Source organism: Streptomyces mirabilis (genome assembly GCF_039503195.1).
In the GTDB taxonomy this organism is placed as follows: domain Bacteria; phylum Actinomycetota; class Actinomycetes; order Streptomycetales; family Streptomycetaceae; genus Streptomyces; species Streptomyces mirabilis_D.
Genome location: NZ_JBCJKP010000001.1, coordinates 10609064 through 10633556 on the forward strand (window position 1 = coordinate 10609064; position 24493 = coordinate 10633556).

19 protein-coding genes and 1 pseudogene are annotated in these 24493 nt (G+C 69.4%); 16 read left to right on the top strand and 4 right to left on the bottom strand.

Annotated elements, in window-relative coordinates; translation table 11 throughout:
• The first annotated feature begins 429 nt into the window (after window positions 1-429).
• The gene (locus AAFF41_RS48440) at window positions 430-1182 is read left to right on the top strand and encodes a TetR/AcrR family transcriptional regulator (protein WP_343326084.1); all 753 of its coding nucleotides are present in this window, start codon (window positions 430-432) and stop codon (window positions 1180-1182) included.
• Between the two features lie 52 nt (window positions 1183-1234).
• A pseudogene (locus tag AAFF41_RS48445) lies at window positions 1235-1444 on the top strand (alpha/beta fold hydrolase); the annotation flags it as partial.
• 89 nt (window positions 1445-1533) lie between these two features.
• Here the strand turns inward: AAFF41_RS48445 and AAFF41_RS48450 are convergent.
• Window positions 1534-2190: a TetR/AcrR family transcriptional regulator gene (locus AAFF41_RS48450; RefSeq protein ID WP_343326085.1), complete on the bottom strand. Its 657-nt coding sequence runs from the start codon at window positions 2188-2190 to the stop codon at window positions 1534-1536.
• A 501-nt stretch (window positions 2191-2691) separates the two neighbouring features.
• Here AAFF41_RS48450 and AAFF41_RS48455 point away from each other — a divergent pair.
• Window positions 2692-5913 (top strand): bifunctional cytochrome P450/NADPH--P450 reductase, encoded by a 3222-nt coding sequence (locus tag AAFF41_RS48455; RefSeq protein WP_343326086.1) that lies wholly within the window; start codon window positions 2692-2694, stop codon window positions 5911-5913.
• Window positions 5914-6045: 132 nt separating this feature from the next.
• On the top strand, window positions 6046-7092 hold the full coding sequence (locus AAFF41_RS48460) for a zinc-binding dehydrogenase (RefSeq protein WP_319753773.1): 1047 nt from the start codon (window positions 6046-6048) through the stop codon (window positions 7090-7092).
• Window positions 7093-7881: 789 nt separating this feature from the next.
• Here the strand turns inward: AAFF41_RS48460 and AAFF41_RS48465 are convergent.
• Window positions 7882-8517 carry a TetR/AcrR family transcriptional regulator gene (locus tag AAFF41_RS48465; RefSeq protein WP_319753775.1) on the bottom strand — a complete coding sequence of 212 codons (636 nt, stop codon included), beginning with the start codon at window positions 8515-8517 and terminating at the stop codon, window positions 7882-7884.
• A gap of 137 nt (window positions 8518-8654) precedes the next feature.
• Here AAFF41_RS48465 and AAFF41_RS48470 point away from each other — a divergent pair, with 137 nt between their 5' ends.
• The 8 genes from AAFF41_RS48470 to AAFF41_RS48500 all read left to right on the top strand — a co-directional run bounded on the left by AAFF41_RS48470 (window position 8655) and on the right by AAFF41_RS48500 (window position 16752).
• A complete protein-coding gene (locus AAFF41_RS48470) occupies window positions 8655-9800 on the top strand; it encodes a VOC family protein (RefSeq protein WP_319753776.1) in 1146 nt (381 codons plus the stop codon).
• Window positions 9797-10735 (top strand): fumarylacetoacetate hydrolase family protein, encoded by a 939-nt coding sequence (locus tag AAFF41_RS48475; protein ID WP_319753778.1) that lies wholly within the window; start codon window positions 9797-9799, stop codon window positions 10733-10735. Before AAFF41_RS48470 ends, AAFF41_RS48475 begins: the two co-directional genes overlap by 4 nt.
• On the top strand, window positions 10732-12354 hold the full coding sequence (gene mhpA / locus AAFF41_RS48480) for a bifunctional 3-(3-hydroxy-phenyl)propionate/3-hydroxycinnamic acid hydroxylase MhpA (protein ID WP_343326087.1): 1623 nt from the start codon (window positions 10732-10734) through the stop codon (window positions 12352-12354). The genes AAFF41_RS48475 and mhpA overlap by 4 nt, the downstream gene beginning before the upstream one ends.
• Window positions 12355-12370: 16 nt before the next feature.
• A complete protein-coding gene (locus tag AAFF41_RS48485; protein ID WP_319753780.1) occupies window positions 12371-14389 on the top strand; it encodes an acetoacetate--CoA ligase in 2019 nt (672 codons plus the stop codon).
• Window positions 14390-14692: 303 nt separating this feature from the next.
• On the top strand, window positions 14693-14848 hold the full coding sequence (locus tag AAFF41_RS48490; protein ID WP_319753781.1) for a nitroreductase family protein: 156 nt from the start codon (window positions 14693-14695) through the stop codon (window positions 14846-14848).
• 236 nt (window positions 14849-15084) lie between these two features.
• Window positions 15085-15489, top strand: a complete 405-nt coding sequence (locus tag AAFF41_RS48495; protein ID WP_343326088.1) for a hypothetical protein — start codon at window positions 15085-15087, stop codon at window positions 15487-15489.
• 259 nt (window positions 15490-15748) lie between these two features.
• Window positions 15749-15907, top strand: a complete 159-nt coding sequence (locus AAFF41_RS52030) for an SsgA family sporulation/cell division regulator (protein ID WP_425526269.1) — start codon at window positions 15749-15751, stop codon at window positions 15905-15907.
• 137 nt (window positions 15908-16044) lie between these two features.
• Window positions 16045-16752: a hypothetical protein gene (locus AAFF41_RS48500; protein ID WP_319753783.1), complete on the top strand. Its 708-nt coding sequence runs from the start codon at window positions 16045-16047 to the stop codon at window positions 16750-16752.
• Between the two features lie 165 nt (window positions 16753-16917).
• Here the strand turns inward: AAFF41_RS48500 and AAFF41_RS48505 are convergent, their stop codons facing one another.
• Window positions 16918-17853 (bottom strand): LysR family transcriptional regulator, encoded by a 936-nt coding sequence (locus tag AAFF41_RS48505; protein ID WP_343326089.1) that lies wholly within the window; start codon window positions 17851-17853, stop codon window positions 16918-16920.
• Window positions 17854-17979: 126 nt separating this feature from the next.
• Between AAFF41_RS48505 and AAFF41_RS48510 the strand changes: the two genes are divergently transcribed.
• Entirely contained in the window at window positions 17980-19254 is a 1275-nt protein-coding gene (locus tag AAFF41_RS48510; protein WP_343326090.1) for an MFS transporter, read from the top strand.
• 163 nt (window positions 19255-19417) lie between these two features.
• On the opposite strand, the gene AAFF41_RS48515 is transcribed toward AAFF41_RS48510, so the two are convergent.
• Entirely contained in the window at window positions 19418-20035 is a 618-nt protein-coding gene (locus tag AAFF41_RS48515; protein WP_343326091.1) for a TetR/AcrR family transcriptional regulator, read from the bottom strand.
• Window positions 20036-20209: 174 nt separating this feature from the next.
• Between AAFF41_RS48515 and AAFF41_RS48520 the strand changes: the two genes are divergently transcribed.
• The 3 genes from AAFF41_RS48520 to AAFF41_RS48530 all read left to right on the top strand — a co-directional run bounded on the left by AAFF41_RS48520 (window position 20210) and on the right by AAFF41_RS48530 (window position 24092).
• Complete coding sequence (locus AAFF41_RS48520; protein WP_319753787.1) at window positions 20210-21358, top strand: FAD-dependent oxidoreductase; 1149 nt, start codon at window positions 20210-20212, stop codon at window positions 21356-21358.
• Window positions 21359-21627: 269 nt separating this feature from the next.
• Complete coding sequence (locus tag AAFF41_RS48525; RefSeq protein ID WP_319753788.1) at window positions 21628-22854, top strand: acyl-CoA dehydrogenase family protein; 1227 nt, start codon at window positions 21628-21630, stop codon at window positions 22852-22854.
• Between the two features lie 5 nt (window positions 22855-22859).
• Window positions 22860-24092 (top strand): CaiB/BaiF CoA transferase family protein, encoded by a 1233-nt coding sequence (locus AAFF41_RS48530; protein ID WP_319753789.1) that lies wholly within the window; start codon window positions 22860-22862, stop codon window positions 24090-24092.
• The last annotated feature ends 401 nt before the right edge of the window (window positions 24093-24493 follow it).

The window sequence follows — 24493 nt, forward strand, 5'->3', positions numbered from 1 at the left end:
GAAGACGATGTACGCCGTCCAGGCGAGCGAACCAGCGGCAAGGGTGAGCCCGAGGCGCTTGGGCGGGCTGTCGCGCGCAGAGCGCGCCCGGGGGTCCGTCGACGGTGTACACCATCAGGTCGGCCACGGATGGGTCGCGCCGGATCGGCCGCAGCACACCGCGCCTCTGCAGTGGCCGCATGGAGAGGGCCTTCCCGGATGAGATGGGCGCCTCCTCGTGCGCCACATCCTCAGCCCGCCCGACCACGGGCCGCTGGCGACCTCCAGGGGCAGGAATCACGGGCCGTCCCGCCCGTTCGGGCGCCGTACGCAGGTCCGCAGGGTGACCGCCACCACGGGCGGCGAGTCCCCCTCGCTCGCCTACGGATTGATAACATACATTGTATGGAAAGAGTGAAGCGTACCCCTAGAGGTACTCGGAAGAGGGATGTGCCTCTGACCGAGGCAGGGATCTGCACCTCCGCCCTGCGGCTCATCGACGCGGACGGGGTCGAGGCGCTCACGATGCGCAAACTCGCCGCCGCGCTGGACGCGAACCCCATGTCGCTGTACCACCACGTGCCGAACAAGGAAGCCTTGCTGCGTGGCGTGGCGAGAATGGTCGGCGCCCGGTTCCGCACCGTGACACTGGAGGACGCTCCCTGGCAGGAGCGCATGCGCCTGCTTGCCACGGATTTCCGGACGTTGGCACACCGCCATCCCAACCTCATGGCCTATTCGTTCAGCCAGCCGGACTTCATCCAGCCCGAAGATCCCTTCTGGGTCGCGCTCACCGCCGTGCTGGACGCCGCAGGGGTTCCGCAGTCGGATGTCCCGCAGCTCGCCGCGCTCGTGTGCGCCGTCGTCATCGGCGTGATGATCGCCGAGCTCAACGGCGCGCTCCACCGGTGGTCGAACCTCCAGCCCGCCACACCCGCCTCCGGCGAGGACGGGCCGACGAACGAGGGCTTTGGCGAGGACCGGATGTTCCGCCTGGTGCTGGACACGATCATCAGCGGCATGGAAGGTCGGCTCACGGCCGATCACGCCGATGCGCGCGACGGCCGGCCCCCGCAGAACTCCCGGCGCGCCTCCGGACGTATTCCCCGTCAGCTCCGACCACCGGCCGCACGCTGCGAAGGAGAGTCCGCAGGGAATCCCGTCTCGGACATGGCGGCCGGCTTCGACCTGAAAGAGCAGTGAGAAACGAAAGCCCGGACATGCTGTCTTTGTTCAGTGGTAAGGGAGTTCAGTCATACCTGCAGTTCTGATCCACGGCGTTCCCGACACCCACCATGTGTGGGACGGCGCGCGCTGACACCTGATCCGGAGCGACGTCGAGGTATGGGATCTGCCCGGCTTCGGCACGCCCCGGTCACGCGGCTTCGGCTCCACCAAAGATGAGTACGTTGATGGGCTCATCGAACGGCTGGAGCGGGTGGGCGAGCCGGTGGACCTGTATGGGCCCTTCGGTGTCGCGGCGGCACCAGGCCGGTCCGGCGGCGACGCCGCCGGACCGCGCACCGCCCCACAGGAGGAGCCGTTTCGCTTCCGTCACACCCTCTCGCGGGCTCGTGCGACATGGTTCTCCACTCCGGCGACCGCGGCGTCCAGCGTGGAGTTGAACATGGTGTCGATCACGTCCTTGGAGGGCGGCGGTGCTTCTTCCTCGTGGGGGCGCGATGGTGCCGGTGGCAGAGTGGCCCACCGCTGCAGTGCCCCGTTCAGTTCGCTGAGCAGCAAACCTGTGAACACACCGACCAGGGTCGCGGCGACGCGCGGAATCTCCTCCTCGGGCAGTTTCGCGGTGGCCAGGATGTCGATCAGTGCCTGCCAGAAGGGGTCCTCCGGCTGTACGTAGTCGGGGCGCGTGAAGGAATACCCCATGAGTTTCGGGTGACGGTGCGACAGTTCGCGGAAGTCCCGTGCCAGTTCACGCAGTCGGTCCTGCCAGGGGATGTCTCCCCGCTCCTCGGCGCTGAACTGCGAACCGACCCGGTGGGCCACGCCGCGCAGCACGGCGTCCTTGTTCGGCACGTGGTGGTACAGCGACATGGGGTTCGCATCGAGCGCGGTCGCGAGTTTGCGCATGGTGAGCGCCTCAACCCCGTCGGCGTCGATGAGCTGCAACGCCATGGCGTGGATGCCGTCCTTGGTGAGCGGTACGTCCCTCTTTCTCGTGCCCCGAGGGGGCTTCCGTTCAGTCGCCATACGGTGTATGGTACCAGCTTTCGCCCATGCGCAGGGCAGTGGCGCCGGCAAGACCCTCGAGCGGCGGCCTCGGTGCACTGCCGCCTGACGCGTGCGGGCATGGAATCAGGCAAAGCGCGTCGGCCGTCCCCCTTCCCCGGTGTGCTCGCCTGCGGCGGCAGATCGCAGGTATGCCCAGCCGATGAGGCCCTGGCGCACCCGCCATACCCGATCTCGCGGACTGACGCCGGACGCTGACGGTGGCCGGCCTCGCCCCTCGCCTCCTCCGGTCGGGAGCGCGTTCGGGAGCGCCTGATCTTGATGCGACCCCGCTGTGCCAGCGACGCCGTCCCTGATGAGCCGAACATGCCCGTTTCTCGACCCCAGGCCTGCCGATTGAGTTTCCATACGTCGTATGGTATCACTGAAGCCATACAGCGTATGGAAATCGGGTGCTGCCGTACCGGCGCCCCGCGACACCGAATGGCGCCCTGCCCGCCTTTCCCCTTGGAGGAGCCAGTCATGACCACACAGCCCGAGACCGACCTGCGGCCCATCCGGTCTCCGCGGGGGGTCCCGCTCTTCGGCCACACGCCGCAGATCCCCAGCACCAACCCGGTGGAGTACTTCGGCAAGCTGTCCAAGCAGTTCCCCGAGGGGCTCTACGGCATGGAGATCGCCGGCATCGAGCAGGTCTTCGTCTGGGACCCGGACCTGGTGGCCGAGGTCTGCGACGAGACGCGGTTCTTCAAGCAGATCGACAAGACGCCGCTGGCCCATGTCCGGGACTACGCGGGAGCCGGCCTGTTCACGGCCCACCAGCACGAAGAGGAATGGGGCATGGCGCACCGAGTCCTCCTCCCGGCGTTCAGCCAGCGGGCGATGAAGGGCTACTTCGGGCAGATGCTGGAGATCGCCCAGAACCTGGTGGGCAAGTGGGAGCGTAAGGAGGGTCAGCCGGTCAACATCACCGACGACTACACCCGGCTGACCCTGGACACCATCGCCCTGTCGGGTTTCGGTTACCGGTTCGACTCCTTCGCCAAGGAGGATCTGCACCCCTTCCTCAACGCGCTGCTGCAGGCGCTGGTTGAGTCGCTGCGGCGCTCGCAGGAGCTGCCGATGATGACCAAGATGCGCAAGGCCGATGACAAGAAGTACCGCGAGAACATCCGGCTGATGCGGGACCTGGTCGAGAGTGTGATCAAGGAGCGCCGTGAGGGGCAGGCCACGGGTGAGGACGACCTGCTGGGTCTGATGCTGGAGGCCACGGACCCGGAGACCGGCAAGGGGCTGGACGACGACAACGTCCGTGACCAGGTGGTGACGTTCCTGATCGCTGGTCACGAGACCACCAGTGGTCTGCTGTCGTTCGCCACGTACTCGCTGATGCGCAACCCGCACATCCTGGCCCAGGCCTACGCCGAGGTGGACCGGCTGCTGCCGGGTGACACGGTCCCGGACTACGACACGGTCATGCAGATGGACGTGATCCCGCGGATCCTGGAGGAGACCCTGCGCCTGTGGGCTCCCATCCCGATGATCGGCAAGTCCCCGCTGGAGGACACCGTCATCGGCGGCTGCTACGGGCTGAAGAAGGGAGCGCGGGTCAACATCCTCGAGGGTCCGCTGCACACCCACCCCAAGGCGTGGGACCGGCCGGAGGAGTTCGACATCAACCGGTGGCTGCCGGAGAACCGGGTCAACCACCACCCGCACGCCTACAAGCCGTTCGGGAACGGTGTACGTGCCTGCATCGGTCGGCAGTTCGCGCTCACCGAGGCCCGTCTGGCCCTCGCGCTGGTGCTGCAGAAGTTCAAGTTCGCCGACACCGACGACTACAAGATGGACGTCAAGGAGGCGCTGACGCGCAAGCCCGGCGGCTTCGAACTGAACGTGCGGGCCCGTCAGGAGCACGAGCGGACCATGTTCGGCGCAGTGGACCTGCTGACCGACGACACGGGGGCGCAGGCCGCGGTCAGCGGTGTCGGGGTGAACCTGACCGTCGCCTACGGCTCCAGCCTGGGCTCGTGCGAGGACCTGGCGCGCACCATCGCCGACCGCGGTGAGCGTTCCGGATTCGGTACCACCTTGGTCGGCCTGGACGAGCTGGGTGACAACCTGCCCACCGAGGGCCTGCTCGTGGTCGTGGCCTCCAGCTACAACGGAAAGGCCCCGGACAACGCGCAGCGTTTCGACGACCTGCTCGCCGCCGGACTCCCGGAGGGCTCGCTGTCCGACGTGCGGTTCGCGCTGCTGGGTGCCGGCAACACTCAGTGGGTGGCCACCTACCAGGGCTTCCCCAAGCGGATCGAGGCAGGTCTGCTGGCCGCCGGCGCCACCCGCGTCATCGAGCGCGGCATCGCGGACGCCGCCGGTGACTTCGACGGCATGGCCACCCGCTGGATGGACACCTTGTGGGCCACCCTGGCCGAGGAGTACGCCGCCGACATCTCCGAAACCACCGGACCGCGCTTCGAGGTGCAGCTGCTGACCGAGGCGGAGGTGCGTCCCGCGATCGTCTCCGAGCAGGCCTACCCCCTCACCGTGGTCGCCAACGAGGAGCTGGTCAGCGACGCGACCGGACTGTGGGACTTCAGCATCGAGCCGCCGCGCCCGGCCGCGAAGTCCATCACCATCGAACTCCCCGACGGTGTCACCTATGACACCGGCAACCACCTGGCCGTGTTCGCCAAGAACGAGCCGCAGCTGGTCGACCGGGTCCTCGCGCGGCTCGGTGTCGACCGCGACCAGGTCCTGCGTCTGGACCAGCCCGCGGGCGGCCGTACGCACCTCCCGGTGGGCACTCCCGTCACCGCGGGCCTGCTGTTCACCGAGTTCGTGGAGCTGCAGGACGTGGCCACCCGCTCGCAGATACAGGCGCTGGTCAAGCACACCGATTGCCCGTGGACCCGGCCGCAGCTGGAGGCCTACACGCCCGACACCGCCGAGGCCGAGGAGCGCTACCAGACCGAGGTCCTGGGCAAGCGCGTCTCCGTGCTCAACCTGCTGGAGCGCTTCCCCGCGGTCGAACTGCCGCTGGCGGTCTTCCTGGAGATGATGGGCCCGATCCGCCCGCGGTTCTACTCCATCTCCTCAGCTCCGCTGGCCAACCCCCGGCACGTGCGCCTGACCGTCGGTCTGCTGGAAGGACCGGCCCTGTCCGGCGACGGCCGGTACCGCGGCACCTGCTCCTCCTACATCGCAGGCCTCGAGCCCGGAGATGTCTTCTACGGCTACGTGCGTGTGCCGTCCCCGACGTTCGCCCCGCCGGCCGACCCGGCCACGCCGCTGATCCTCATCGGTCCCGGCACCGGCATCGCGCCGCTGCGCGGCTTCCTCGAGGAGCGGGCCTGGCAGCACGCGAACGGCACGCAGGTCGGCCTGTCGCAGGTCTTCGTCGGCTGCCGTCACCCCGAGCACGACTACTTCTACCGGGACGAGATGGAGATGTGGGCGCTGTCCGGCATCGCCCGGGTCCGCACCGCCTTCTCCGCGGTGACCGGACACCCGGCCCGGTTCGTCCAGGACGCCATCGCAGGCGCCGCCGACACCGTGTGGCAGGCCATCCAGGACGGCGCGTACATCTACGTCTGCGGTGACGGCCGCCGCATGGCACCCGCCGTCCGCGAGGCGCTCGCCGCCATCTACCGCAAGCACACCGGCAGCGACGACGAGGCCGCCCAGCAGTGGCTTGCCCAGCTCGAAGCCGATGAGCGTTACCAGCAGGACGTCTTCGCCTGACCGTCAGACGCCGGGAGGGTGCGGCGGTCCTGACACCCCGCACCCCTCCCGTACACCACCCACTCACGAGGCATCGCACGGCACCCGTCGGCCCGAACCGCCGGGAGTGCCGCTCACAGAAAGCAGAGCACCATGGACACCATGCTCGCCGGACGCTTCCACCTGGACAGCAAGAAGTTCGCCGTGGAGGAGGTCCCCGTCCCCGTGCCCGGCCCGGGCGAGGTCCTCGTCGAGGTCAAGGCCGCAGGCGTCTGCCTTTCGGACGTTCACCTGCTCGACGGCTCCCTCGTCCCGCTGTTCGCCACCTCCGACACGGTCACCGTCGGCCACGAGGTCTCCGGTGTGATCCACACCCTCGGCCCCGACCTCAAGCGCGGCCTGACCGTCGGCACCCGCGTCACCCTGGAGGCCGGCAAGACCTGCGGTCAGTGCGCCGGCTGCGTGCGCAGCCGCCCCTGCACCCAGATGCGCACCGCCGGCATCGACTACGACGGCGGCTGGGCGCAGTACACCGTCGCCCGCGAGGACACCCTCATCCTCATCCCCGACAACCTCCCCTTCGACCAGGCCGCGATCATCCCCGACGCGGTCTCCACCCCCTACGCCGCCGTCGTCACCACCGCGGGCGTACGCCCCGCCCAGTCCGTCGGCGTCTGGGGCGTGGGCGGAGTCGGCGCCCACAACGTACGCCTCGTCCGCCTGGCCGGCGCCGCACCGATCATCGCCGTCGACCCGCTGCCCAGCGCCCGGGAACGCGCCCTGGCCTTCGGCGCGGACTTCGCCCTCGATCCGGCCGCCCCCGACTTCGCCGACCAGGTCCGCGCGGCCACCGCCGGACGAGGCCTCGACTTCGCCTTCGACTGCGCCGGCGTGCCCGCCGTCCGCGAGCAGGCCGCCGCTGCACTCGGCCTGGGCGGAGTCCTCATCCTGGTCGGCATCAGCCCCAGGCCCCTCACCATCACCGAGGGCCTGACCTTCAACTACCTGGGCAAGCAGGTGCGCGGTCACTACGGCGGCAGCCCCGAGTCCGTCACCGAGCTGGTCCGCCTCGCCGAGGTCGGCCGTCTCGACCTGGCCCCATCCATCACCGACCACCTCCCGCTCGCCGAGGCCGCCGACGCGGTCAACCGGCTGGAGAACAAGATCGGCGACCCGATCCGCCTCATCCTCGTCCCCTGACAACTGAACAGAAAGTTCATCTGGACCACCTCGGGCAGGGGTGAGTGGGCGCCGGTGCTTGAGGGAGCACCGGCGCCCACGGTTTCCCGGTATCCGGGTCTGGCGCATACCGACTTCGGGGCAGGTGAAGTCGGGCAGGGCGAGCCGGGTGATGTCTGGGCGTGGGAGGCTGGAAGGCCAGGACGCCGGTCTCCGGCGTGCGGTCCGTGTACTCGGTCGCCAGTGCGATCACCTTGCGTGTCGCCGCGTTGATCGGCTCGGTATCGCTGGTGAGCCGGGCAGCTCTTCGAGCAGCCGGTCGAGGACGAGACCCTGCGCGAGCCGGAAGGCCCGCAGTATCGCTGTGACCGGCTTCCCGCGCTGCCGGCCGACGCGTGCGCTCTGGGTGGGCGGCCGGCGGAGCGATCCGCCTTGGGTCGATGTCGTGCTCGATGCCGAAAAGTAGGGCGACGACGCGCACGTCGACGTTCTCACCCGTCATCTGCATGATGTCCGGTTCGTCCCACAGCTCGCGGACCTCGTGACGCAGGCGTTGCTCTACGTCGTGGCTCAGCTCGTCCGCTCGCGGGCCTGAGTTCATGCGCGGCACGGGGACGGAAGACTGTCTACGGGGAAGTCCGCACGGCCGACGTCACGCCGCCCTGGTGGACCGCGACGTCTCAGCCGGCCGCATCTGGCTGCGCGGTGTCCGGGGAAGCCCGGTCTCACGGGCTGGTCGTGGTCGAGGGCAAGGGTGTGCGCGGCCACCAGCGGAAGGGGTGACGCCGCCTGGCGCAGCCGGTGCTCGGGTCAACCGAGGCCGGGCAGCGGCCGCCGGGTCACCTGGTGGGCGTCGTCCGGAGGTACTCCCAGCATGCGCAGGACCATTTCGGCCAGGTCCGAGGCGGCCTCGTCCCCGTCGAGGTCGGGGCGCGCCAGCCGCAGCGCCACGAGGGACATCAGGGTGCCGCCCAGGGCTGACAGGGCGGTGGTCGCGTTGCGGCAGGTGAAGCGGCCCGAGGCGATGCCGTTCTCCAGGTCGCGCAGGGCTCGCGGGGCGAGTCCGCGCTCGGAGTGGATGTAGGCCAGCCCGCGGTCCCGCAGGATCCGCATGAGTTCAGGGTGGGAGTCGGCCATGCGGGCGGTGAGCCGGAAGCCCGCCGCGACGAGTTCGGCCGGGTCCTCGATCCCTTCGACACGCTCGTCGATGGCCTGACCGAACTCGTCCAGGGCGTCCGTCACCGCGGCGTCGAACAGCTCCGTCTTGGACTCGAAGTGGTTGTAGAAGGAGCCGAAACCGACGTCCGCGCGCTCGGCGATGGCCTGGATGCTGGCGCTGGTGTCCCCGGTCTCCGCGAGGATCTGCCGGGCCGCGCGGACGAGCGCCTGACGGGTCTCGGCTCGGCGTCGCTCGAAGCGGTTCTTGGGCGGGGCTGACGTCGGCATACGGCGAGTGTAACAACCGTCGCGATGAGTCTGCCATTACTGATGAGATTGTCAATTATTCGAGTCCACCCTATTGACGATGGGTAACGGCAAAGTTGATGATTTCCTCATTACAGCAGTGTTGCTTGGAGGGCACCATGTCCCACACCCCCGTTAACAGGGCCGATCCCCAGACGCCCCACCAAGACCTCCACAGTGAGCAGGGCGCCCTGCGCGGAGAGCACCCAGGACGTTCCCGGAATCCCGTGATCAAGGTGGCGGATCTGGCCTGGCTCGAGTTCGAGAAGCCGGACCTGGACCGGGCCGAGGTCTTCGCGCGTGACTTCGGGTTCGCGGTCGCCGCCCGCACCGAGGGGGAGTTGTGGCTGCGCGGTACGTTCGCGGGCTCACCCTGCATGGTCATCCGGAGGGGGCGTGCGTCCCGGTTCATCGGGCCGGCGTTCCGCGCGGCCGAGCGGGCCGACCTGGACCGGCTGGCCCGCGCCACCGGCAGTACCGTCCGGGACATCGGCGTACCGGGCGGTGGGCAGTCGGTCGCCCTGCTCGATCCCTCGGGCCTGCCGGTCCGGGTCGTGCACTGTGCCGAGCAGCTTCCCGCGTTGCCCGAGCAGGAGCCGCTGATCCTCAACTTCGGTACAGATCACCGTCGTACGAACGCCACCCAGCGCCCGCCCCGTGAGCCCTCCCGTATCCAGCGGCTGGGCCATGTGGTACTGGAAACCCGGGTGTTCGCCCGCACCCTGGACTGGTATCTGGACACCCTCGGGATGATCGTGTCCGACTTCCTGTTCCTGGACGGGCAGCGCGGGCGCGGGCCGACGATGGCGTTCATCCGGTGCGACCAGGGGAGCATGGCCGTCGATCACCATACGCTGGCCCTGCACCTGGGGCCCGGAACCGGCTACGTCCACTCGGCCTACCAGGTCACCGACCTCGATGCGATCGCCGTCGGTGGGGAGTACCTGGCCGAGCGCGGATACAAGCGCAGCTGGGGCATCGGCCGGCACATTCAGGGCAGCCAGCTGTTCGACTACTGGCGCGACCCCGACCACTTCATGCTGGAGCACTTCGCCGACGGCGACCTGTTCTCCTGCGACCTGGAGCCCGGCTGGGCGCCGATGTCGGCGAGCGGCCTGGCCCAGTGGGGTCCGCCGGTCACCCGCGACTTCCTGGGCGCCAACCCTTCCCCCGCCAAGCTGCGCGAGGTCATGACGGCCCTGCGTGGCGACAACGAACTCGACCCCGCACGCCTGCTGGGCCTGATGAAAGCGATGAGCTCATGAGCACCAACGTTCTGCGTACCACCGACGGTTGGTGGGTCGTCCGGGACGAACGCGCCGTCCGCGTCGAGACCAAGGCCGTCACCACCGCCGAACTGCTCGCCGACCGGGACGCGGTCCACGAGGCCGCCGCCTCCACCGAGAGCGGCACACCCGTCGCCGACCTGGTGGCGCTGCCTCCGGTCACCACCCCGTGCCGGGTGGTCGCCCAGATGGTCAACTACCACAGCCACGCCAAGGATTCGGGCTTCACCGGCGACATACCGCCCACCTTCTTCCGCAAGGCGTCCGGCTCGGTCAGCGGCCCCCACGACACGATCATCCGCCCCGCACACGTGAAGTTCCTCGACTACGAGGTGGAACTCGGCCTCGTCATGGGCGCGACCCTGCCCGTGGGCACCGTCGTCGAGGAGCAGGACCTGCCGCGGTACGTCGCCGGCCTCGTCCTGACCAACGACGTCAGCGCCCGCGACGTCCAGCTGACCAAGACCCAGTTCTACGAAAGCAAGTCCTATCCGACCTTCACGCCGACGGGCCCGTACCTGGCCCTACTGGAGCCCGAGGACTTTACCCATCTGTTGAACCTGCGGCTGCGACTGTCGGTCAACGGCGTGTCACGCCAGGACCGCACGTTGGCCGACATGATCGTGCGGCCCGCACAGGCGCTCACCCTGCTCGCCCGCTTCCAGACCCTCGCCCCGGGCGACCTGTTGCTGACCGGCACTCCCGGCGGCACGGCCCTGAAAGCCCCGCCCAAGCCGGCCGAGAAGATCGCCGCACTGCTGCCGCCCGCACTGAAGTGGAAGGCGTTCTTCAAGGGCCAGGCCAAGAACCCCAAGTACCTGCGCAACGGTGACCTCGTCACCGCCACGATCGCCACCCCGGACGGACGGATCGACCTCGGCGAGCAGCGGACCCCCATCGCGGACGCATCATGAAGGCCACAGCCCGGAGACCGGTGGTGATCATCGGTGCGGGACCCGTCGGAGTCATGGCCGCCCTGCTGCTCGCCCGGCACGGAGTGCGCAGCTTGCTCCTCGAGCGCCACCAGGACATCTACCCCCTGCCACGCGCCGTCGTCGTGGACGATGAGATCCGCCGCATCCTGCAGAGCGCCGGTGTCCACGAGGATTTCGCCGCCCTCGCCCGCCCGGCGCCCGGACTGCGGCTGCTGGACGCCGGGCGCCGCGTGATCGCCGAATTCCCGCGGTCCATGCACGGACACCACGGCTTCCCGCAGACCAGCATGTTCGACCAGCCCGAGCTGGAACGCCTGCTGCGTGACGCCCTGACGCGCCGCCCGGAGTGCGAGCTGTGGAGCGGAGTGGAGGTCGGGTCCGTCACCCAGTCCGTCGCACGGGACACCGACGGACCGAACGACCCGACGGGTCCGGTCCGGGTCACCCTTCGTCGCGACGGCAGCGACGAGGAGGAGCACCTGTGGGCCGATGCCGTCCTCGGCTGCGACGGTGCGGGCAGTGTCACCCGTGACGCCATCGGCGCCGTGTGGGAGGACCTGCACTTCGAGGAGAGCTGGCGGGTCATCGACGTGCGCACCAGCCGCCCTGTGCGTACCTGGGAAGGCGCCGAGCAGATCTGCTCTCCCACCCGGCCGGCCACCTTCATGCGCGTCAGCGAGGACCGCTACCGCTGGGAGTTCCGGCTGGCCGACGATCAGCACCTCGAGGGCCCGGACGGATGGGAGCGCCTGCGCGAGCTGGTCGCCCCCTGGGTGGACCTGCCGCCCGACGCCTCGCAGGGCGACGACTTCGAGGTGATCCGGCAGGCGCAGTACACCTTCCGGGCTCGTCTCGCCGACCGGTGGCGCAAGGGGCGCGTCTTCCTGCTGGGCGACGCCGCCCACCTCACCCCGCCCTTCGTCGGACAGGGACTGTGCGCGGGCCTGCGCGACGCCCAGAACCTCACCTGGAAGCTCTCCCGGGTGCTCCAACGGGGCGCGCACGAGGCGTTGCTGGACACCTACGAACGCGAGCGCAAACCGCACGCCCGCCATGTGATCCGCGTGGCGGTCGCCGTCGGCTGGGCCATGACCGGCGGACAGGACCGGGGTGCGGCGTTCCGCCGGGCCGTCGTGGGCACGGCCTGTCGCATCCCCGGCGTGACCGCGGCGGTGAGCCGTGACCTCAGTCCCGCCCTGACGGCGGGTCCACTCGTACGGCGCCGCCCCAGACTGACCGGCCGCATGCTGGCCGGCACCTTCTGCCCGCAGCCCTGGGTACGCCACGACGGCAGGCGAGTGCGCCTCGATGACGTCCTCGGGGACTCCTTCGCCGTCCTGACCGCCGTGCCACCCACGGCGCAGATGACGGCCGTGGCCACGGCACTGGGCGCCCCGACGATCCGCGTCGACGATCTGGGCGACGACGGCACCCTGGCCGGATGGCTGGCCCGCGGCCGTGCCGACGCCGTCCTGCTGCGCCCCGACCGCGTCGTGATGGACACCGTCCCGGCCGGCACCGGCGACTTCACGGACACCGTCGCCTGGGCCGCCCTGCTGCACACGGCCCGCCATACCGCCGACGCCCGGCCCGCCTGACGAGGAGCTCCACACCATGACCACCCCGCGCCCTGAGCCGTATCCGGAACCCTTCTTCACTCCCGACCCGAAGTCGGCCGCCCACAGTCGCATCGCGGACTTCGCCCGATGGGCGGCCCGGCACCGGGGCGCCGAGGGGATCCAGGACCCCACGGACTACCGAGCCCTGTACGAGTGGTCCGTCACCGACCTCGAAGGATTCTGGGCCGCGGTGTGGGAGTACTTCGACATCGACGCGACGACTAGGTACGAGCGGGTGCTGGCCGAGGAGACCATGCCCGGCGCCCGCTGGTTCCCCGGCTCCACCCTCAACTACACGCATCACGCGCTGCGCAACCTGCAGCCGGACGCTCCCGCGATCACCGCCCTGGACGAGACAGGAGCAGGCTATGAGATCACGGGCCGGGAGCTGCGCGCCCGGGTCGCCTCCGTCGCTGCCAGCCTGCGCGACCTGGGCGTCGGACAGGGCGACCGGGTGGTGGGCTATCTGCCCAACACCCCCCACGCCATCATCGCCTTCCTCGCCACCGCAAGCCTGGGCGCTGTGTGGTCGGTGTGCGGCCAGGACTACGCACCCAAGGCCGCCGCCGACCGCTTCGCGCAGCTCGACCCCACGGTGCTCATCACTGCGGACGGCTACCTCTTCAACGCCACTACCCACGACCGTCGCGCCGCCTCGCTCGAACTCGCCGCTGCCCTGCCGACGCTGAAGGCCACGGTGCTCGTGGACCACGTGGGCCTTGCGTGGCCGGAGGGCAGGGACTCGGGGCTGACGGTTCCCTGGGAGGACGCGGCCACCCGTGTCGAGTGCCTCACCATCGCCCCGGTGCCGTTCGACCACCCCCTGTGGATCGTCTTCTCCTCCGGCACCACCGGACTGCCCAAGGGCATCGTCCACGGGCACGGCGGCGTCCTGCTCGAACACCTCAAGACCCTCGGCCTGAACACCGACCTCGGCTCCGGGGACCGCCTCCTCTGGTACACCACCACCCACTGGATGATGTGGAACCTGGTCGTCTCCACCCTGCTGACCGGTGCCACCACCTGCACCTACGACGGCAGCCCGGTACCGCAGGCCCGTCCGGACCTCCTGTGGGAGCTGGCAGCCCGTCACAAAGTCACCGTCTTCGGCACCAGTCCTCAGTACCTGTTGACCATGGCCAAGCTGGGCATCGAACCCTCCGTGCACGACCTGTCGGCCATCCGCGTCGTCGGCTGCACCGGCTCCGCTCTGCCCGCCTCCGCCTATCCCTGGGTCCGAGACCACGTGGGCGCCGGCGTTCAGTTGGCCTCCACCAGCGGCGGCACGGACATCGTCTCCGGCTTCGCCGGCGGCGCCTCCACGACCCCCGTCTGGGCGGGGGAGCTGTCCGCCCCCAGCCTCGGCGTGGCCCTGGCCGCCTACGACGCGACGGGCACCCCTGTCCTCGACCAGGTCGGCGAACTGGTCGTCACCCGGCCCATGCCGTCCATGCCGCTGTACTTCTGGAACGACCCCGACGGCAGCCGCTACCGCGACGCCTACTTCGGCGCCTACCCCGGTGTGTGGCGGCACGGCGACTGGATCACGCTCACCTCGCACGGCTCGGTGATCGTCCACGGCCGCTCCGACGCCACCCTCAACCGCAACGGCGTGCGCCTGGGCAGTGCCGACATCCACGACGTCGTCGAACGCCTCCCCGAGATCACCGAGGCTCTCGTCATCGGCGCGGAGGAACCCGACGGCCGCTACTGGATGCCGCTCTTCGTGGTCCTCGCCGACGGGGTCACCCTGGACGACTCCCTGCGGGTCCGGATCCGCGAAGCGATCCGCACCGGTGCCTCACCCCGCCACGTCCCCGACGAGATCCTCGCCGTAGGGGCCCTCCCGCACACGAAGACCGGCAAGAAGCTCGAGGTTCCCGTCAAGCGCCTGCTTCAGGGTGCCCCCGTCGAGCAGGTCCTGAACCCCGCGGCGGTCGACAACCCCGACCTGATCGCCTACTTCGCCCGCCTGGGCGCGGAGCGGAACAAGCGGCCAGCACACGACACATGACGTCGGCCAGGGGAGCACAGGACCACGTGACAGCACTGGGCTCTTGTGCCCCGCCCGGCTCAGCAAACCCCGTCCCCACGGGGTGGTGCCGGGGCGGTCAACCCGCCCCGGCACCACACACAACCGAAGTAAGAGAGAAATGATGAGCATGACCGACCGCGAACCGCAGGCCCTCGATGTCCTCGACGACGCCGGACGAAAGGTGCTGTTCACCGAGGCCCGCACCGCGAACACTACAACTCGGCACTGCAGACCGGGGTCTTCCTCCTCGCGGTCCGCGCGTCGGGGTTCGCGGCCGGTCCCATGGCGGGCTTCGACAAGGCCGGCGTGGACGAGGAGTTCTTCGCCGGTACCGGCTGGCGCTCGCATCTGGTGGTGAACATCGGTCACCCGGGTGCCGAGCCGTGGTTCCCGCGGCTGCCCCGCGTGCCCGTCGAGCACGCCCTCGCCTGGGCCTGACGGACGGAACTCCGCACTCGCATTTCCATGCGTCGTACGGTTCACTCGACGGGGAGTTCCCGTACACCGTATGGAACCTTGGGGTCTTGCCGCGAAAGCGACTTCTCTCGCGCTCGGTGACGCAGAGCAGAGCCGACCGAGCCCGCATGCAGTGGCCAACCGCGCCCCACGAACTGCACCAGTGACGGGGGCACCCGTTGTACTGGCGGATTGCTCTGGCCCGAAGGAGAAAACCCGTGAGTAGCCTGACGAAGCGCATGTGTATCGCTATCACCTCCGTGGTGGTGGTGGTGGTGGTGGTGGCGGCGGGCGGAGCCGTAGTCGGTGTCGGGGGTACCGCGTCGGCTGCGGTGCCCGAGCATGTCCAGCGCCCGGCTGTCGGTGTCGCGGCCGACAACCACCGCTCGGGCGGCGATGAGCGCAACTGGGACCGGAGCGACTACCGCCGGTCGGGCCGCGATCACGACTACTACCGGGACAGCGGCCACGCATACCGCTCGGACCGCGACCGCGACTACCGCCGGGACCGTGGTGACGGCCACCGCCGGGACCAGGGCACCAGTTCCTCGTGGGGCGATCGCGGTGGGGACCGCGACGGCGGGAGCCTCTACAACCGCGACCGGCAGGGCAGTGGCCGCTGACACGAACATGGCTCTTGCCGGGCAACCGAGGTTGCCTGCATCCCTGTGATGGCCCCGGCAGTCAGCGGTGGCTTTGTCTGTTCCTGCCGACCGGCCGGACACCCCGGCGACGGCACGGGATGTAGCTCCCGCGAGCGCTCTCGTGCTGTCCGCCACCGGTTCCGCCGCAAGCATGCCCATATGGCTCGAGGCGCCAGGAGCGAACGCATGAAGTCGATGAGAACCGTGAGCGCGGGCGAGCGCGACGTGGTGCTGTTCCATCGTCCTCAAGCCGCCCGAGGGTATGGCATTGCTCGAAGTTCCGGTGCAGGACCTCAAAAGGTTCGTGCAGGAGACAGAGGCACTCGTACCCAGAGGATCCGAGTCCGAGCGCACCGACTCGGACGTGCTACTCAGGCACCTCCTCGCCGAAGGCTGAGGTCTTCCTGCGCGGAATCAGGCTCTGGCCTTGATCGCGGCAGAACGTGCCGTTGCAGGCCGAGACCGCCCTGACCCGGTGCCTGAGCCCCGCGGCGACGTTGAGCGTGGCCATCCTGAGGCTGGCACACTGATTGTGTGTCCCCGTTGATGACCGCTGTGGATCAGAATGCGTCCTCATCGATTACCGGCGCCGCCGTCGTGTCGGTCTGCGCATTGGTCTTCACGGTCTCCTCATTCTGGTGGATCAATGCCAGGCAAGGGTGCCTGAAGACATGGGAGCCTCACTCCTTTGCGGCGATTTTCAATTACTCTCTGGTTCGCCTGCGGCTTCCGCTCGTCCTTCACAACACCGGGGCCAAGCCGATAGTTGTGCAGGATCTCAGGCTCACCTTCCCTGATGAGCCCGCCTCTCATCTACCGCTCTTGTGGATGTCTTCGCCGTCTCGTCTCCAACCCGGACCGGACGAGGAACTGAAGTTGCCGGCCGGATTCGTTGTGGCCGGCAGAGAAGCTCTGCAAATGTTCATCGAACTCGAGGCACCGTTTCCCGGGCTGCTTCCGGAGGCCCGTGACTACAAGGCCCAAATTCAAGTGAGGGTTGGCCACCGCAAGGGGTGGCGCCCGCTTCTCACGTTTACGTTGAGAACCACCAACATCATTGATCCCGACCGGTACGCCGTCTACAACAACGCACCTCTTGAACTGACGAAGGAGGATCAGCAAAAGGCAGACGCCGCGCTCCTGGAGCTCTTGGACAAGCAGGAGAACGACGCTTCCGCTCAGGGTGGGACCAAGCAGCGGGACTCTTCGAGCGACGACGGCAACGCCGGTACCGACCTGTAGGCCGGGAAGATGGTCATGAGATCGGCAAGGGCGGACGTGTGGGCGCACCGCACGTACGGCAAGGTCGACCGAAGGTGCGACACAGCACACCGCCCCGGCGGACAAGAACAGCCCCCGTGCTGCTGTTCGTCGATCCGGCAACGCTGATCACGGACGAGGCGGAGGTCAGCGCGGAATCACCCAGTCCGGCGCCCAGGTGCCGGTGGCGTCGTGGTCGGCCGCTGTGGCGGCGAGGTGGGCGCGGAGGGTCGCCAGCGCCGGGTGGGGGTTGTCCCGGTGCCAGAGGAGCGAGTGCGGGTAGACGGGCGTCGGGTTTGTCACCGGGATGCGGCGCAGGCCGTGGCCGGAGGGCCAGACGAGGCGGGTGTGCCCGCCCATGAAGGTGGCCAGGGCCGGGGTGTCGGCGACGGTGTCGAGGAGCGCGTCGGAGCCGAAGTTGGGGCCCGTCGCCTCGATGGTGAGGCCGAACTCGGCGACGAGGTCGTCGTAGTAGGCGGCCCACTCGGTACCGGGGACGATGCCGGGCATCCAGATCCGGTGCCCGGCGAGCTGGGCGAGCGTCACCGACCGGGCGCCCGCCAGCGCGTGCGCGGGGCCGGTGAGGAGCTGGAGCGGCTCGTCGAGCACCCGGACGGACTCGATGTCCTCGGGAAGGGGCCGGCCGGGCGCGGCGACGGCGCGGAAGGACGCGTCGATCGCACCGGACCGGATGGCGGCGACAGCCGTCTCGATGTCGAACAGCATCACCACGTCGAGGTCGATCTCGGGATGCGCACGGTAGAAGCCGCGCATCAGGCCCGCCGCCGCGCCGCGCGAGGCGATCACGTCGACGCGCAGCGGACGGCGGCCGGGGCGCACGGACGCGACCGCGCGCTCGGCGACGCGCAGCAGCTCGCGCGCGTGGGGCAGGAACGCCTGCCCGTCGATGGTGAGCTCGGCGCCGCGCGCGGTGCGAGTGAACAGCCGCACACCGAGGTTGCGCTCCAGCGCGGCGATGCGCTTGGAGACGGCCTGCTGGGTGACCGCCAGCTCGGCGGCGGCCTCCTGGAACTGGCCCGCGTCGGCGGCGACGACGAAGGTCCGGACGGAATCGAGGTCCATGCCGATACCCTACGAGCACAACCGATGGTTGTGGCCGGCGGCCCTACGGTTGTTTGATCCCCTGGTGTGACGCTCGCTTTGATGTTTCCGAACGCGGATCGGTTGTGCGGGTGAGGGGCGTCGGGCATGAGGAGTGGACACCGGCTGGGACATCTGCTCGGACATCGGCTGGGGTGGCGGTTCGGGTGGCTGTGGGCAGCGTACGGGACCAGCGCGCTCGGCACCTGGCTCGCCTTCGGCGCGTTCCCGCTGATCGCCATCCAGGTGCTGCACGCCGGACCGGCCGAGGTCGCCGCACTCGCCTCCGTGGGGGCTGCGGTGGGCGCGGCCGTGGCGGTGCCGCTCGGCCCGTGGGTGGAGTTCCGCCGCAAGCGGCCGGTACTGATCGCGATGGACCTGGTGCGGTTCGCGGCGCTGCTGACGATCCCCGCCGCGTTCGCGCTCGGCGTGCTCACCTTCCTCCAGCTCCTGCTGGTCTCGGTCGTCGTCGCGGCGGCCGACATCACCTTCCGCGCCGCCTCCGGCGCGTACCTGAAGACTCTGCTGCCGGCCGAGGACCTGCTCGTCGCCAACGCCCGGTTCGAGTCCACGGCCTGGACGACCACGATCATCGGACCGCCGCTGGGCGGCGCGGCGATCGCGCTCCTCGGTCCGGTGGCGACGGTGGTGGCCGACGCGGTCAGCTACCTGCTCTCGGCCCTGGGGATCCGTGCGACGGGCGGGCGCGAGCCGCGGCCCGAGCGCCGGGAGGCCGCGCACCTGCGGGCCCGGGACCTCTTCGACGGCTGGCGGTACATCCTCGCCGACGCGACGCTGCGCCCGCTGTTCTTCAACACCGCCTTGTTCAACGGCCTGGTGATGGCCGTCCAGCCGCTGCTTGCCGTCCTGATGCTCGGCCGACTCGGTTTCACACCGTGGCAGTACGGTCTCGCCTTCGCCGCGCCCTCGATCGGCGGGCTGCTCGGCTCGCGGCTGGCCCGACCGCTCGTCACCCGGTTCGGACAGCACCAGGTCCTGGTCGTGACCGGGGCGTTGCGCGCGCTCTGGCCCGTCGGCCTGGCCTTTCTGGGGCCAGGCACCGGAGGGCTGCTGCTCGTGATGGGCGTCGAGCTCGGGCTCATCTTCTGCTGCGGGGTCTTCAACCCCGTCTACGCCACCTACCGCCTCGAGCGCACCGCGACTGACCGGATCACCCGCACACTGTCCGCCTGGACCGTGACGACCAAGGCCTCGACCGCGCTCCTGACGGCCGTCTGGGGCGTGCTGGGCGGCCTGCTCGGCGCGCGTACGGCCATTGGCCTGGCCGGCGTGCTCCTGCTGGCGACCCCGTTGCTGCTTCCCCGCCGCGCGGCAGCGCCTCTCGCCGAGCCGGAGCCGGAGCCGGCGTCGAACCGCGCCTGACGGACCGCCAGCGCCGTCACCGTGAAGCCGTCTGCGGCTCGGCGAGCAGGACCTCGTGCGGTCGCCGCCATACGCCGATCCCGTTCCACTCCCGCAGCCGACGCCGCTCACGCTGAGGCAACAGGGGTTCCAGGAGCTTTCAGGGTCGATCCGTCTTGATGTGTCAGCTCTTGCAAGAGCCTGTGATCGCATCCCCGGGATCGTGCTGTGCTTGCCAACCGTGGATCAGTAGGTCGAACACCGTCTCCACGGTCGCGCGTGCATCGTGTCGGCCCTTGGCCAAGGTCGGGACTTCCAGGACGAACCGTGCGAGTGCTGAGCATGCGAGATCATCCGCTGCGCGGCCGAGCTCCTCCGCGATGACGGCGCTGAGGGTGCCCGCGTGCCGCATCCACATACGCTCCGCGTACTCGCGGAGCGCGGGTGTCCGGTCCACCAGCGCGGTGAGTTGATGCAGACGTGGATCCGACGCGATCGGCACCCAGGACGTCAGCGCGTGGGCGCGGAGCGCCTCGACCACGCTCTGGTCCTTGGGCCGTTCACGGACGGCGGCGGTCAGCTCTGCCTCGACTTCCTCCTCGCGGTCGAAGACCAGTGCCTCCTTGCTCGGGAAGTGCGCGAAGAGGGTCGTCGTCGATACGTCGGCTCGTTCGGCGATGTCGCGGACGCTCGCTTGTTCGAAGCCGTGTTCCAGGAACAGGTCCAGCGCAGCGTCGGCGATGGCCTGCCTCGTCGCCGCCTTCTTGCGCTCGCGACGGCCAACGGTCGGAGAGTCGGGCATGGCGTCACTGTACCGCATAACTGGAATGAAGCAGAAACTGTAACGGTTGCACTTATGGACTCGTTTCTGCTTTCGTGGTCTCCGTAGGGGTTGCCGCATCCCGGTGGGGTCGAGGCACCGGTCATCGCCGCGCCGCGGCGCCACCCGGAACCCCACCGACGAAAGGAATCCACCGTGGACTCTCCGACGCCCGTGAACGCGCGGATCAGCATCATCGGTGCCGGCCCGGGAGGCTTGACGTGCGCGCGCATCCTGCAGCAGCACGGCATCCCGGTGACGGTGTACGACCGCGATCCAGAGGTGAACTCCCGCAACCAGGGAGGCTCACTCGACCTGCACGAGGAAGACGGCCAGCTGGCGCTCCGTGAAGCGGGCCTGCTGGAGGAGTTCTTCGCGCTCGCCAGGCTCGAGAGCCAGGAAATGCGCCGCATGGACCCCGCGGGGCGCATCCTCGCCCACCATCTGCCGGACGCGGGCGAAACGGTCAGCCCCGAGATCGACCGCGGACAGCTTCGCGATCTCCTGCTGGGCTCGCTCGCTGCCGGGACGGTTCAGTGGGGACGCACGCTCGCATCAGTGAGCGGACCGGCCGACGGGCCGCGAACGCTGACATTCGCCGACGGGACGGCCGTTGAAGCGGATCTCGTGATCGGTGCGGACGGCGCCTTCTCGCGCGTCCGCACGGCCGTGTCGCCCGCGACACCGCGCTACACCGGGGTCAGCTTCCTCGAGGCATGGTTCGACGACATGGAGACCACGCACCCCGAGCTTTCCGAACTGGTCGGGAAGGGCAGTGCCCACGTCGCCGACGGCGAGCGCGGCCTCTTCGCACAGCGCAACAGCGGCAGCCACATGCGCGTCTACATCATGCGGCGCGTCCCTGCGGACTGGATCACGACGAACGGGCTTCACCCCGAGGACTGCGAGGGCATCCGCGCGCACCTGTTGAGCGAGTACGCGGCCTGGTCACCCCAGACACTCCGGATGATCACCGACAACGACGGCCCCTACGTCGACCGTCCGCTCTTCGCCCTGCCGGTGCCGCACACATGGGAGCACTCGCCCAGCGTGACACTCCTGGGAGACGCCGCACACCTCATGCCACCCCTCGGCGTCGGCGTCAACCTCGCCATGCTCGACGCCAGCGAACTCGCGCTCGCACTCGTCCACTCCGCCACCATCGACGACGCTGTACACAGCTACGAGAAGTCGATGCTCCCGCGCTCGACCGACATAGCCGAGATGCTCGAAGGCGGCGCTGAGCACCTTCTGTCCGTGCCCGACCCCGACGAGATCGCGCGGTTCGGTCCGTCCCGGCCCTGACCTCGCGGGCGCGGCTCCAGCAACCAGCCGAACGCCCCATCACGCCTGGAGGACCACGGGGCGGAGTGCCGGGCAGGGCGGGGCGCATGAGGTGGGGACGGGCCACTGGAGTGGTCCGTGGCGACAACGGCACCAGTGCGCGGCGCGGGTCCGGGGGACCGGCCCAGGATCCGCGTTTAATCGCGCCGGAGAACCGAGACGCCAGGAGCGGAGAGCGCTGACGTGGCGTGAATCTCCGGGCCACGCCCCAGCGCTTGAGGGAGATTGCAATGAGCGGCACAACGACCTTGCCGACACGGTCCGGTCCCTACCTGGACAAGGGGCTGCTGCCCGCCGACTTCTACGCCTACGAGGACCTGCTGTCGGACGTGGAGCGGGAGAAGCTCGAGTCCGTCCGCGAGTTCCTCCGCAAGCACGTCGCACCGATCGTCGACGACCACTGGGCCCGCGCCGAGTTCCCCTTCCAGCTGATCGGGGGCTTCGGGGGGCTCGGTCTGATGGACTGGGCCGACCCGGACTCGCCGGAGTCCAAGCCGAGCAACCTCCTCGCGGGCTTCATCGCGCTGGAGTTGGCGCATGTCGACGCGTCCGTGGCCACGTTCGCGGGCGTGCACACGGGTCTGGCCATGGGCACCATCCTCACCTGCGGCTCCGACGAGCAGAAGCGTCGGTGGCTGCCGGCGATGAGCCGCTTCGAGAAGATCGGCGCCTTCGGGCTGACCGAGCCGCACGGCGGATCCGACGTGGCCGGCGGCCTGCAGACGACCGCGCGCCGTGACGGCGACGCATGGATCCTCGACGGCGCGAAGCGGTGGATCGGAAACGCGACGTTCGCCGACCTGGTGGTCGTCTGGGCCCGCGATGTCGAGACCCGTCATGTGCTGGGCTTCGTCGTGGAGAAGGACACCCCCGGATTCACGGCGACGAAGATCGAGAACAAGATGGCGCTGCGGATCGTGCAGAACGCCGACATCGTGCTCGACGGCTGCCGTGTTCCGGAGGCCAACCGGCTGCAGAACGCGAACTCGTTCAAGGACACCGCCAAGATCCTGCGCCAGACGCGCAGCGGGGTTGCCTGGCAGGCGGTGGGAGTGATGTTCGCCGCCTATGAGATCGCCCTGCAGTACGCGAAGGAGCGCGAGCAGTTCGGGCGCCCGATCGGGGGCTTCCAGCTCGTGCAGGACCTGCTCGTGAAGATGCTCGGCAACGCCACGGCCTCGTGCGGGATGATGACGCGCCTGGCCCAGTTGCAGGACGCCGGGGTATTCCGGGATGAACAGTCCGCCCTGGCCAAGGCCTACTGCACCGTGCGGATGCGTGAGACCGTGGGGTGGGCGCGGGAACTGCTGGCAGGCAACGGCATCCTCCTCGACTACAAAGTAGGCCGCTTCGTCGCCGACGCAGAAGCCATCTACTCCTACGAGGGCACGCGGGAGATCCAGACCCTCATCGTCGGACGCGCCGTCACCGACGGCCTGAGCGCCTTCGTGAGGTGACGACGATGATCGCCGAATCCGTCTTCACCGGCCTGAAGGTACTCGACGCGTCGACCTTCATCGCGGGACCGGCCGCGGCCACTGTGCTCTCCGACTTCGGGGCGGACGTCATCAAGATCGAGCCACCGGGAAAGGGCGACCCCCAGCGGGGGCTGAGCTCCGTGCCGCCCAGCCCCCGGGCACAGGCCAACTACAGCTGGCACCTCGCCAACCGCAACAAGCGCGGCATGGTCATCGACCTGAAGACACCGGCGGCCACCAAGGTCCTCAAACGCCTCGTCGAGTGGGCTGACGTGGTGATCACCAACTTCCCGCACGGCACCCGCGAAAAGCTGCACCTCGACTACGACGAGGTCGCGGGCTGGAACCCGCGGGTCGTCTACGCCGACATCACGGGCTTCGGGGACACCGGTCCCGACGCCGGGCAGCCGGGCTTCGACCTGACCGCCTACTGGGCGCGCAGCGGGCTGCTGGCCTCCACCCGGGACGCGGGGGCCCCGCCGACGGTCCCGGTCTGGGGCAGCGGCGACTACATGTCGGCGATCGGGATCTACGCGGCGATCGTGACCGCCCTCTACCGCCGCGAGCGGACGGGACAAGGGGCCAGCGTCGGGACGTCACTGCTCGCCGAGGGCGTCTGGGCCACGGGAACGCTCGTGGCCGGCGCGCTCGCCGACGGCACGCCGTTCGAGTTGCACGACCGGAAGGCACCCGCGAACCCACTGATCAATCCCTACCGGACCGCCGACGGCGAATGGTTCATGCTCGTCACCTCAACCCCGCACTGGCCGGGACTGACCCGGGCCATCGGGCACCCCGAACTGCTCGAGGATCCCCGTTTCGCGGACATCGAGGGCTTCGTCAAGAACTCCACCGCGCTGACCGAGCTGCTCGACGCCGAGTTCCGTTCGCGGCCCTTCGCCCACTGGAAGGACGCCCTGGCCCGGGAACGCGTCACCTACAGCCTCATTCAGACACCCGAGGAGACCGCGCGGGATCCGCAACTGCGCGCGAACGACATCGTCGTACCGCTGGAAGGAGTCAGCGGGCTGGAGTACACCATCAACAGCCCGGTCAACCTGCGAGGCGTCGCGAAGGTCCCGGCGAAGCGGGCACCGGACCTGGGCGAGCACAACGACGAGGTCCTCTCCGAGCTGGGATTCGGCCCCGCAGAGATCGCAGAGCTGCGCGCCGAGGGAGCGATTCCCGGCCCGGCGGAAGCGGAGAGGGCGCGATGAGCGTGGCGCCCGACGCGTCGGGCGTAGTGCTCCACGAGCGCCGCGGCAACCTGCTGGCCATTTCCATCGCCATCACCAACAACCGCCTGGCGCAGAAGAACGCCGTCGGCCCCGAGGGCGCGGTACCGCTCGCGGCGGTCGTGGGCCGAGGTCCTACGCGGTCCTGTGACGGCAGAGGGCGAACTGGCCGGGCTGCCGTACCTACTTCAGCTCCACGTCGCCGCGGGTACTGCCCACGGACGAGCCGCTGAACGCCGCCGAAGGCAGCCGCCAAGGAGGTCCCGCGCGAAACGCAGGGCCCGAAGGAGAGCGACCTGTTCAGACACCAGGACGAGCTCACGAGCGGGCCGGTCGCCGGCCAGGACACGCGGGTAGGCGTACGGGCGTTCGCCGAGAAATGT